Below are 11291 nucleotides of genomic sequence, written 5' to 3'. Positions count from 1 at the left end.
TATCAACTTTTGGCGTTGATTTTTGGCACGCTGTTGAGTTCTCAAGGAACGGACGCTTCCTTTGTACTCACCCTCTCGGGCTTTCCTCCGGGCTTCGTTCTGTGTTGTTCTGTTCTTGCGTTTCCGACTCTATCAGACTCTCTCGGGCCCGATTTTTTCGGCGCTTTCCAGGTCCTGCGCTTTCGCACTTTCCCTTTCCGGCGATTCCGACTCTATCAGATCCTTTCGGGCCTGACTCCCAGTCAGCGGGGTTTGTCCTCCGGGCTGTTGGGCCCTTCCGACGAGTGAGACAGTAGCGGATTCCCTGCCCCCGAAGCCAATCGGCGGCTGCGCCCTGGGACGCGGATTCCTCATTCGCAAATACGCATGAAAACGAGACGACAGCTTGAGTCGTTCGTTCGAATGTGTAGTACGGGATGGCTGTCCGGGGACCGACCGGGGTCGGCGCTCACTTCGGACAACTCGAAGGACCTTACGGATCCGGCACTGGTGTGTCAACCCCCGGCTGACCGGATGTGAACACCGGTGGACCGGCGGCGGAAAGTTCCGGCGTCGCGGGGGCCGCGGGGCTACGGTGGCTCCCATGACTACGCATGCGCTCACGCCCAGCCTCTGCTGGTGGGCCGCCTGACGGCGGCCGACCTTCCACGCGAGCACACATGCGTTCACGGCCGCCGCCACGGCGGCCGTTTCTGTTTCTCCCTCCCGGGAGTGGCTCGGTCGCCCGGCGCGGCGGTCACCACACCAGCCACAGAGGGAGAGCGGGACATGACGAGGATCTTCAGCGGGGTCAAGCCGACCGGACACCTGACCCTGGGGAACTACCTGGGGGCCGTGCGGCAGTGGGTCGCCGCCGAGCAGGAGCCCGATGACGCGCTGTTCTGCGTCGTCGATCTGCACGCCCTCACCGTCGAGCACGATCCGGCGCGGGTGCGCCGGCTCAGCAGGCAGGCCGCGACGCTGTTGCTCGCCGCCGGGCTGGGGCCCGAGAAGTGCACGCTGTTCGTGCAGAGCCACGTGGACGAGCACACCAGGCTCGCCTACCTCCTGGAGTGCACCGCCTCGGACGGCGAGCTGCGCCGGATGATCCAGTACCGCGAGAAGTCCGTGCGGGCGCAGGACGCCGGGGAGGGCGTGCGTCTGTCGTTGCTCACCTATCCCGTGCTGATGGCCGCCGACATCCTGGCGTACGACACCGCCGAGGTACCGGTCGGTGAGGACCAGCGGCAGCACGTGGAGCTGACCCGGGACCTCGCCGTGCGGTTCAACCAGCGGTACGGGCACACCTTCACCGTGCCCAGGGCCACGCACCCGCAGGTGGCGGCGCGGGTCATGGACCTCCAGGACCCGACGTCGAAGATGGGGAAGTCGCACGGGAGCGGTGCGGGGATCGTCTACCTGCTCGACGAGCCGGCGGTGATCCGCAAGAAGGTGATGCGGGCCGTGACCGACAGCGGCGACGACGGTGTGGTGTACGACCGGGCCGCGCGCCCGGGAGTGGCGAACCTCCTCGATGTCCTCGCGGCCTGCACGGGCGAAGAGCCGCAGGTGCTCGCGCGGGGGTACGCGCAGTACGGGCCCTTGAAGCGGGACGTCGCCGACGCCGTGGTGGAGCTGCTGCGGCCCCTGCGGGAGCGGCACGCGGAGATCTCCGCGGATCCGGGCGAGGTGGAGCGCGTCCTGCGCGAGGGGGCGGGGAGGGCGAGGGCGCTGGCGCGGCCGGTGGTGGACCGGGCGTACGAGGCCATCGGGCTGTTGGCCCCCTGATCCCGTACGCCCGGGTTCTCGTCGGGGCGGGTCGGTCAGCTGTTGCCGGAGGCGAGTTCGCGGCTGCGGTCGCGGGCCGCCTCCAGGGCGGCGATCAGCGCCGCCCGTACGCCGTGCTTCTCCAGCTCGACGATGGCGTTGATGGTCGTACCGGCCGGGGAGGTGACGGCCTCGCGGAGCTTGACCGGGTGCTCGCCGCTGTCGCGGAGCATCACGGCGGCGCCGATGGCGGCCTGCACGATCAGGTCGTGGGCCTGGGCGCGGGGCAGCCCGAGCAGGATGCCGGCGTCCGTCATGGCTTCGACGAGGTAGTAGAAGTAGGCGGGGCCGGAGCCGGAGAGGGCGGTGGCGGCGTCCTGCTGGGACTCCGGGACGCGCAGGGTCTTGCCGACGCCGCCGAAGATCTCCTCGGTGTGCTGGAGGTGGGCGGCGGTGGCGTGGCTGCCGGCCGAGATGACGGACATGGCCTCGTCGACGAGGGCGGGGGTGTTCGTCATGACGCGGACGACGGGGGTGCCGGCGGCGAGCCGCTCCTCGAAGAAGGAGGTGGGGATGCCCGCGGCGCCGCTGATGATCAGGCGGTCGGCGGGGAGGTGCGGTGCGAGCTCTTCGAGGAGCTTGCCCATGTCCTGCGGCTTGACGGTGAGGATGAGCGTGTCGGCGCGCTCGGCGGCTTCGGCGTTGCTGACGGCCTCGACGCCGTAGCGGGTGCGGAGCTCCTCGGCGCGCTCGGCGCGGCGGGCGGTGACGAGCAGCTTGCCCGCCGGTCGGCCGCCGCGGATCATCCCGCTGAGCAGGGCCTCGCCGATCTTGCCGGTACCGAGGACTGCGACTGTCTGGGTCATGCCGGGTTCACCTCGCCGAACGAACGTAAGGACGTACGGGCTCATCCTCGCACCCGGCCCGGGAGCGCCGGGTGGGCGTCCGGTCCGTGGGCGGTGGGGGCCGGTTACGGGGTGCGGCGGCGGAGGGTGGCCGCGCCGAGGGCGAGGACGAGCAGGGCGCAGCCGGCGACGACGAGGACGTCACGGACGAAGTCGGCGGTCATGTCGGTGTGGGTGAGGACCTGGGTCATGCCGTCGACGGCGTAGGACATGGGCAGGACGTCGGAGAGGCCTTCGAGGACGGGGTGCATGGTCTCGCGGGGTGCGAAGAGTCCGCACAGGAGCAGCTGCGGGAAGACGACTGCCGGCATGAATTGGACGGCCTGGAACTCGGAGGCGGCGAAGGCGGAGACGAACAGGCCGAGGGCGGTGCCGAGGAGCGCGTCGAGGAGGGCGACGAGGAGGAGCAGCCAGGGGCTGCCGATGACGTCGAGGTCGAGGGCCCAAAGGGCGAGTCCGGTGGCGAGGAGGGACTGGACGACGGCGACGGCGCCGAAGGCGAGGGCGTAGCCGGCGATGAGGTCGCCCTTGCCGAGGGGCATGGCGAGGAGGCGTTCCAGGGTGCCGGAGGTGCGTTCGCGGAGGGTGGCGATCGAGGTGATCAGGAACATGGTGATGAGGGGGAAGATCCCGAGGAGGCTCGCGCCGGTCGTGTCGAAGGTCTGCGGGCTGCCGTCGAAGACGAAGCGCAGCAGGGTCAGCATCAGGACGGGGACCAGCAGCATCAAGGCGATGGAGCGCGGGTCGTGGCGGAGCTGACGCAGGACGCGGGCGGCGGTGGCGAGGGTGCGGGCGCCGTTCATCGGAGGGTTCCTTCGGCGGTGGGGGCGGTCGCGGGGGCGGGGGCCGTCGCGGGGGCGGGGGCCGTCGCGGCGGCTTCGTCGACGAGGCGGAGGAAGGCCTCTTCCACGGTGGCGGAGCCGGTGCGGGTGCGCAGGGCTTCGGGGGTGTCCTGGGCGAGGATCCGGCCGTCGCGCATGAGGAGCAGGTCGTGGCAGCGCTCGGCCTCGTCCATGACGTGGGAGGAGACGAGGATGGTGGCGCCGCGGCGGGCGGTGAGGTCGTGGAAGAGGTTCCACAGGTCGCGGCGCAGGACCGGGTCGAGGCCGACGGTGGGTTCGTCCAGGACGAGGAGTTCGGGGGTGCCGAGGAGGGCGACGGCGAGGGAGACGCGGCTGCGCTGGCCTCCGGAGAGGTTGCCGGCGAGGGCGTCGGCGCGGGTGGTGAGGTCGACGTCGGCGATGGCGCGGGTGACGGTTTCGGCGCGGCGGCCGGCGGCGGCGCGGCCGGGGTCGAGGACGGCGGCGAAGTAGTCGAGGTTCTGCCGGACGGTGAGGTCGTCGTAGACGGAGGGCGCCTGGGTGACGTAGCCGATCCGGGCGCGGAGGTCCGGGTGGCCGGCGGGGCGGCCGAGGACGTCGAGGGTGCCGGTGACGTGGGCCTGGGTGCCGACGACGGCGCGCAGGAGGGTGGACTTTCCGCAGCCGGAGGGCCCGAGGAGGCCGGTGATGCGGCCGCGGGGGACGTCGAAGGCGAGGGCGTCGAGGACGGTACGGGGGGTGCGGCCGGTGCCGCGGCGGACGGTGAGGTCGCGGGCGTGGACGGCGGGGGTGTCGGTGGTGAGGGAGACCGTTCCCTCCGGCAGTTTATTCATCATGTGATGAATAATGCTCCTGGCGGTGCCGGGGCGTCAATCGGCCGGGCACCGCGGGTTCGGGCGGGCTGGTGGGGAGGTGCCGCTACTTCTTGCGCTTGGGGCGGCGGGCGGCGGGGTTGCCCGTACGGGAGCTGCGGCGCCGTGCGAACTCGGCGACGGCACGCTCGTACTCGGCCCGGTGCAGCTTCTCGCCGGGGGCCTCGATCAGGCAGCGCAGGAAGTACGCGATGAGGGAGCCGATGAAACCGATCGCTTTCAGCCCCTTGAGGGCGGCCTCGTCGGAGGACGGGGCGGCGCGGCGGCCGAAGGACTCCCAGGTCTTGGCGAAGGCGATGGAGCTGGCGATCGCGAAGAGGATGACGACGGAGATGCTGAGGAACGGACCGACGTTGCCGATTTCCAGGCCCTCGTAGGCCAGGCGCAGCAGGTAGGCGCCGGCGACGGCGGCGACGAGCGCGCCGACGGCGACGCCGGCGCGGCGCGCGGCGTAGCCGTTGTCGTGGTCCACCCAGGTGGTCCCGAAGAACCGGATCGGCTCGGGGCGGGGGCCGGGGGCGGGCTCGGCGGACGGGGTGGTCCGCCCCTGACCGTCGGTGCCGCCGTCGGTGCCGCCCTGGCCGGGCTCCTGGTGCTGGTCTCGCTGCTCGTCGTCGCTCACAGCGGCGATTATCCCCCGGCGGGCCGCGCCGGCCGGGGGCGTCTCGCGTGGCGGAACGGGTGACGGGACGTTCACGGGACGGGTGAACGGGACGCGTCGCGGGGCGCGGACCCCGGGGCGGGTCGGCCCGGTCGGTCGCCCAGTCGCTCCGTCGCCCAGTCGCCCAGTCGCTCCGTCGCTCAGTCGCAGCGGCCGGCGACGTAGCCGTCGGTGCCGGTCTTCACGTACGCGTCGGAGACGAACCGGTTGTTGCCGATGCAGTCCCACAGGTTCGTGGTGCCGTACGGGCCGCTGACCGTCGTTCCGGGGCACTGGCAGCGGATCGTCACGTACCCGCCGAGCGGCAGGGTCTCGACGACCGAGTAGTTGGTTCCGGGCCCGTTGCGCACGTTGACGCGGTGGCCGGGTGCGAGCGGGTACGTCGGGAGGCCGGAGGCGGCGGTGAGGCCCTGTGCCTGGCTTGAATCGTTCTCAACGGACATGTGGAACATCCCCCCTTGGATGTGTCCCCGCGCAACGCGCGCGGGGTGACGAGCCCTTGGATGTTCCCACGGACCATCGACTAGGCTCCGGCGGGGGTGGTGAGCGGTGCAGTCGCGGCGTACGGACTACGCGGGTTTTCCGGAGTACGCCGGTCAGTACCGGCTCGAATCCGTACTCGGCTCCGGGGGCATGGGCGTCGTCCACCTGGCCGCCTCAAGCTCCGGGCTGAAACTCGCCGTCAAGGTCGTGCACGCCCAGCACGCGGTGGATCCCGAGTTCCGGGCGCGGTTCCGGCAGGAGGTCGCCGCCGCGCGGCGGGTCAGCGGGGCGTTCACCGCTCCCGTCGTGGACGCGGACCCCGATGCCGAGCGGCCCTGGATGGCCACCCTGTTCGTCGACGCCCCGACGCTGTCCGAGCGGGTACGGGAACGGGTGCTGGACGCCGTCGAGTTGACCCGGCTCGCCGCCGGGCTGGCCGAGGCGCTGCGGGACATCCACCGGGCCGGGGTCGTGCACCGGGACCTGAAGCCGAGCAACGTCCTGATGGCCCCGGACGGGGTGCGCGTCATCGACTTCGGGATCTCCCGCCCCGCCGACAGCGACCTGCACACCGAGACCGGCAAGCTGATCGGGACGCCGCCGTTCATGGCGCCGGAGCAGTTCCAGCGGCCCCGTGACGTGGGGACGGCCGCCGACGTGTTCGCGCTGGGCGCGGTGCTCGTGCACGCGGCGACCGGGCGGGGACCCTTCGACTCCGACAGCCACTACCTGGTCGCGTACCAGGTGGTGCACAGCGAACCCGACCTGACGCAGCTCCCGGCGCGGCTCGTTCCCATCGTGGCCCGCTGCCTGGCCAAGGATCCCGACGAGCGGCCGACCGCCGACGCGCTGATCGCCGAGATCCGGACCGTGACCAGCCGGACGGCCGAGGACACGCACTCGTTCATACCGCAGCCGCGTCGACCGGTGCCCGAGGACGAGCTCACGCACCTGCGCGACCGCGACCCGGTCCCCCCGTCGGCGACGGAGCCGCCGGCGGAGCCGCCGGCGGAGCTGCCGCCCGCCCGGCGGTGGGGGCGCGGGCCGCTGGTCGGTGGGATCGGGCTGCTGCTCGTGGCCGGCGCGGCCGGCGTCCACCTGGGGTTCGGAGCCACGGCCGCGCCCGTGGAGCGGCCCGTACCGCCCCCTTCGGCGCCGGCCGGCAAGGCCTTCGCCCCCTGGGCGGTGTCCCCGGGCGGGCACACCGCCGCCTGCTCGGCCGGGGGCGGCGGGCTCTTCTGCTCCGGACGGGGTCTGACCGCCGCCCGGCTCGACCCCGCCGACGGCGCGGTCACCTGGTCGGTCCCGGCCGGTACGCCGGGGCAGTCGTCGGCGGCCGCCGCCGCTCCCGTGCACGCCGGGGGGCTGGTCCTCGTGGAACCGCCGGGCAGCGAACGCCTCAAGGCCCTCGACCCCGCGAGCGGGGCGGAACGCTGGCAGCACCGGCTCTCCGGCGGTACCCGGGTGGTGGCGGCGGGGCAGCACGTACTCCTCGTCGCCGTCGACGGGAGCCTCGTCGCCCTCGACGCGGCGACCGGCGAACAGCGCTGGACCCGGCGCGGCGCGCCGGGAGCCAGCTGGTGGGGCGCCCCGGCGACCGGGCCGGGCAGCGCCGCGTTCTACTCCGCGACACCCGACCCGGACGGCAGGTCGACGCAGGTCGCCGAGGTGGACGCGGGGAACGGGACCGTGCGCTGGCAGGTCCGCACCGGGGGCAGGCTGCTGCCCGTCGGCACGGCACGCGGATCGCTCCACCTGCTCGACAACGACGCGGGAGCCCGCACGGGCGGCATCGTGCGGGTGGACCTGACGAGCCGCGCCGTGCAACGGGTCCACCTGTCGACGCCGCTCTTCGAAGTCGAGGCGGGCCTCGCCGGCGACGGCACCGTGTACTGCTTCGGGGCGCAGGGCGGGCTGGTCGCCGTCGACGCGACCAGGGAACTGTGGCGGCTGGAGACCGGGGCGGCGAGCGCCTCCCGGCCCGTACCCGTCGACGGTCGGGTCTACCTGACGGCGTCGGACGGCCGCCTGTTGGCGGTCGACGCGGCGGCCGGGCGGATCACGGGCCAGACGCAGCCCCGGATGGCCGCCGGGCAGCGCACCGTCAGCTCGGGCCTGCCCGCCCCCGTCGTCGCCGACGGGCGGGTGTTCGCGTCCGCGCCCGACGGGAACGTGTTCGCCGTGGACGCGCGGAACCCCGCCGGGTGGTGACGCGCCCGGCGGGGTGCGGAGCGGGTGGGGCTCAGCCCAGGCGGGACACGTCGCGGACCGCGCCCTTGTCGGCGCTGGTGGCCATCGCGGCGTAGGCGCGCAGGGCCGCGGAGACCGTGCGCTCGCGGTCCTTCGGGGCGTAGACGCCGCCGAGGGCCTCGTGGCGGGCGGCGAGGGTGGCGTCGTCGACGAGGAGTTCGATCGAGCGGTTCGGGATGTCGATCCGGATCCGGTCGCCGTCCTCGACGACGGCGATGGTGCCGCCCGAGGCCGCCTCCGGGGAGGCGTGGCCGATGGACAGGCCCGAGGTGCCGCCGGAGAAGCGGCCGTCCGTGACGAGCGCGCAGACCTTGCCGAGGCCGCGGCCCTTGAGGAAGGACGTCGGGTAGAGCATCTCCTGCATGCCGGGGCCGCCGCGCGGGCCCTCGTAGCGGATGACGACGACGTCGCCCGCCTTGATCTCCTTGCGGAGGATCTTGTCGACGGCCTCGTCCTGCGACTCGCAGACGACGGCCGGGCCCTCGAAGGTCCAGATCGACTCGTCGACACCGGCCGTCTTCACGACGCAGCCGTCGGCCGCGATGTTGCCGCGCAGGACGGCGAGGCCGCCGTCCTTGGAGTACGCGTGCTCGACCGAGCGGATGCAGCCGCCCTCGGCGTCGAGGTCGAGGGTCTCCCAGCGCTCGGACTGCGAGAAGGCGGTCGCGGAGCGCTTGCAGCCGGGGGCGGCGTGCCACAGCTCCATCGCGACGTCGGAGGCGGTGCCGGAGCGGGCGTCCCACTCGGCGAGCCAGTCCTCCAGGTTGTCCGAGTGGACGGAGGTGACGTCCTTGTTGAGCAGCCCGCCGCGGTGCAGCTCGCCCAGGATGGCGGGGATGCCGCCGGCCCGGTGGATGTCCTCCATGTAGTACGTGCCGCCGGGCGCCACGTTCGGGGCGACCTTCGACAGGCACGGCACGCGGCGCGACACCTCGTCGATGTCGGTCAGGTCGTACTCCAGGCCCGCCTCCTGCGCCGCGGCCAGCAGGTGCAGGATCGTGTTGGTGGAGCCGCCCATCGCGATGTCGAGGGCCATGGCGTTCTCGAAGGCCTGCCGGTTGGCGATGTTGCGGGGCAGGACCGACTCGTCGTCGCCCTCGTAGTAGCGCTTGGTGATCTCCACGACCGTGCGGCCGGCGTCCTCGTACAGGGCGCGGCGGGCGGTGTGCGTGGCGAGGACCGAGCCGTTGCCCGGGAGGGCCAGGCCGATGGCCTCGGCGAGGCAGTTCATCGAGTTGGCGGTGAACATGCCCGAACACGAACCGCACGTCGGACAGGCGTTCTCCTCGATGCGCAGGACGTCCTCGTCGGAGACGTTCTCGTTGGAGGCGTCGACCATGGCGTCGATCAGGTCGAGCTTGCGGACGGTGCCGTCGACGAGGGTGGCCTGGCCGGCCTCCATCGGGCCGCCCGACACGAACACGACCGGGATGTTGAGGCGCATCGCGGCCATCAGCATGCCGGGGGTGATCTTGTCGCAGTTGGAGATGCAGATCAGCGCGTCGGCGCAGTGCGCCTCGACCATGTACTCCACCGAGTCGGCGATCAGGTCGCGCGAGGGCAGCGAGTACAGCATTCCGGCGTGGCCCATGGCGATGCCGTCGTCGACCGCGATGGTGTTGAACTCGCGCGGGATCGCACCGGCCTCGCGGATGGCGTCGGAGACGATCCGACCGACGGGCGCCAGGTGGGTGTGGCCCGGGACGAACTCGGTGAAGGAGTTGGCGACCGCGATGATCGGCTTGCCGATGTCCTCGCTCGCTACGCCCGACGCGCGCATCAGCGCACGCGCGCCTGCCATGTTGCGGCCGTGGGTGACGGTGCGGGACCTCAGCTCGGGCATCGGGTTCACTCCCCATGAGTGCGGCCGGCCCGACGGACTCGGCCGCGACTGTAGATATGAAACAGTTACGAGGCTACGCCTGTCGCCCGCGATACGGACAGGGCGTCCGGATGCCGGGACGGGCGGCTCATTCTTCGGTCAGGTACCGCTGGAGCGTCGGGGCCACGAGGGCCACGATGTCCTCCGGGTCCGCCGACGCCAGCGGCTCGACCTGGACGACGTAGCGCAGGATCGCGATCCCGACCATGTGCGAGGCGGCCAGCTCGGCCCGGAAGGTGGGCTCGGGCACGTCCAGATCGGCGGCGACCCGCTCCAGGACCCGGCGCAGGATCAACCCGCGCAGGACCTTCGCCGCCGCCTCGTGGGTGAGGGCCGACCGCATGACCGCGAGCATCGGGGCCCGGGTGACGGGGTTCTCCCAGACGCCGAGGAAGTAGCGGGCGAGCCGCTCCCCGATGCCGTCCGGGCCCTCGCCCAGCACCGCCGGGACGACCAGGGCGGGCTCCATGCTCAGCTCGATCGCGGCGGCGAACAGCTCGTCCTTGCTGCCGAAGTAGTGGTGCACCAGCGCCGGGTCCACGCCGGCCAGCTTCGCGACGCCGCGCACGGACGTCTTGTCGTAGCCGCGCTCCGCGAACACCTCCCGGGCCGCGAGCCGGATGACCTCCTGCGTACCGGGACCGTCCCCGACCTCGTCCTGCCGGGGCCGGCCGGGACCGCGACGCCGCTTCACGGGCTCGCTCATCGGCGCCGCGCCGGGTCCGCGAGGTGCAGCCGGGTGAAGGCCAGCGCCTCGGCGAGGTCGGCCTCGCGCTCGGCGGAGGACATCGCCCGCCGCGTGTTGACCTCGATGACGATGTGCCCGTCGAAGGACGTACGGGCCAGGCCGGCCAGCAGCTCCGCGCAGGGCTGGCTACCCCGGCCGGGCACCAGGTGCTCGTCCTTCGCCGATCCGTTGCCGTCGGCGAGGTGGATGTGGGCGAGCCGGTCGCCCATCCGGTCGATCATGGCGTTGGCGTCCGTACGGGCGGTCGCGGTGTGGGAGAGGTCGACGGTGAAGTGCCGGTAGTCGTCCTTGGTGACGTCCCACTCCGGGGCGTAGGCGAGCATCTCGCGGTCCCGGTAGCGCCACGGGTACATGTTCTCCACGGCGAACCGGACGTCCGTCTCGTCCGCCATCCGCCAGATCCCGCCGACGAACTCCCGCGAGTACTGCCGCTGCCACCGGAACGGCGGGTGCACGACCACGGTCGAGGCCCCGAGCCGCTCGGCCGCCGCCCGGGCCCGCTGGAGCTTGATCCACGGATCGGTCGACCACACCCGCTGGGTGATCAGCAGGCAGGGGGCGTGGATGGCCAGGATCGGTACGTGGTGCTGGTCGGAGAGCCGGCGCAGCGCGTCGACGTCCTGACTGACCGGGTCCGTCCAGACCATGACCTCGACGCCGTCGTACCCGAGGCGCGCGGCGATCTCGAAGGCGGTCGCCGTGGACTCCGGGTAGACGGAGGCCGTGGAGAGCGCGACTTTCGGGATCCGGACTGGTTCTGCCACGGGGACAGATTACGGGTCCCCCGCCGCCGGGGTCGGGGGGCGGGGGCCGGTGGCTTCGGGGTGGGGGTCACCGGGGTGGACGGGGTCGGGGGTGGGCGGTGCACCCCGCGTCCGGGTCGGTGGGGTCCGCGGGAAGCCCCCGAACCTCCCTGATCCGGG

11 protein-coding genes are annotated in these 11291 nt (G+C 72.6%); 3 read left to right on the top strand and 8 right to left on the bottom strand.

All coding sequences use genetic code 11. The features are described from left to right. Nucleotides 1-288, top strand: a 288-nt coding sequence (locus tag AB0D46_RS30310; RefSeq protein ID WP_362882173.1) for a hypothetical protein, incomplete at its 5' end; no start/stop codon positions are given. A 480-nt stretch (nt 289-768) separates the two neighbouring features. Then, nucleotides 769-1767: a tryptophan--tRNA ligase gene (gene trpS / locus AB0D46_RS30305; protein WP_362882171.1), complete on the top strand. Its 999-nt coding sequence runs from the start codon at nt 769-771 to the stop codon at nt 1765-1767. A 35-nt stretch (nt 1768-1802) separates the two neighbouring features. On the opposite strand, the gene proC is transcribed toward trpS, so the two are convergent. The 5 genes from proC to AB0D46_RS30280 form a co-directional block, all read right to left on the bottom strand. Further along, nucleotides 1803-2612, bottom strand: coding sequence for a pyrroline-5-carboxylate reductase (proC, locus tag AB0D46_RS30300; RefSeq protein WP_362882169.1), 810 nt, complete (start codon nt 2610-2612; stop codon nt 1803-1805). 104 nt (nt 2613-2716) lie between these two features. Next, entirely contained in the window at nt 2717-3454 is a 738-nt protein-coding gene (locus tag AB0D46_RS30295) for an ABC transporter permease (protein ID WP_362882167.1), read from the bottom strand. Beyond that, a complete protein-coding gene (locus tag AB0D46_RS30290) occupies nt 3451-4308 on the bottom strand; it encodes an ABC transporter ATP-binding protein (protein ID WP_362882166.1) in 858 nt (285 codons plus the stop codon). Before AB0D46_RS30290 ends, AB0D46_RS30295 begins: the two co-directional genes overlap by 4 nt. Before the next feature lie 82 nt (nt 4309-4390). Then, nucleotides 4391-4840, bottom strand: coding sequence for a hypothetical protein (locus AB0D46_RS30285; protein ID WP_362882181.1), 450 nt, complete (start codon nt 4838-4840; stop codon nt 4391-4393). Nucleotides 4841-5145: 305 nt separating this feature from the next. Beyond that, complete coding sequence (locus AB0D46_RS30280; protein WP_362882164.1) at nt 5146-5448, bottom strand: peptidase; 303 nt, start codon at nt 5446-5448, stop codon at nt 5146-5148. 106 nt (nt 5449-5554) lie between these two features. Here AB0D46_RS30280 and AB0D46_RS30275 point away from each other — a divergent pair, with 106 nt between their 5' ends. Next, on the top strand, nt 5555-7699 hold the full coding sequence (locus tag AB0D46_RS30275; protein WP_362882162.1) for a serine/threonine-protein kinase: 2145 nt from the start codon (nt 5555-5557) through the stop codon (nt 7697-7699). Between the two features lie 31 nt (nt 7700-7730). On the opposite strand, the gene ilvD is transcribed toward AB0D46_RS30275, so the two are convergent. From ilvD to AB0D46_RS30260, 3 genes are all read right to left on the bottom strand, one after another. Continuing rightward, nucleotides 7731-9581, bottom strand: coding sequence for a dihydroxy-acid dehydratase (ilvD, locus tag AB0D46_RS30270; protein ID WP_362882160.1), 1851 nt, complete (start codon nt 9579-9581; stop codon nt 7731-7733). Between the two features lie 127 nt (nt 9582-9708). Then, nucleotides 9709-10326 (bottom strand): TetR family transcriptional regulator, encoded by a 618-nt coding sequence (locus tag AB0D46_RS30265; protein ID WP_362882158.1) that lies wholly within the window; start codon nt 10324-10326, stop codon nt 9709-9711. Then, nucleotides 10323-11132 (bottom strand): sugar phosphate isomerase/epimerase, encoded by an 810-nt coding sequence (locus AB0D46_RS30260; RefSeq protein WP_362882156.1) that lies wholly within the window; start codon nt 11130-11132, stop codon nt 10323-10325. The genes AB0D46_RS30265 and AB0D46_RS30260 overlap by 4 nt, the downstream gene beginning before the upstream one ends. Nucleotides 11133-11291 lie beyond the last annotated feature (159 nt).

Origin of the sequence: Streptomyces sp. NPDC048383 (genome assembly GCF_040651775.1) — a bacterium.
GTDB lineage: Bacteria > Actinomycetota > Actinomycetes > Streptomycetales > Streptomycetaceae > Streptomyces.
This window is presented reverse-complemented; position numbering and strand designations above follow the sequence as displayed.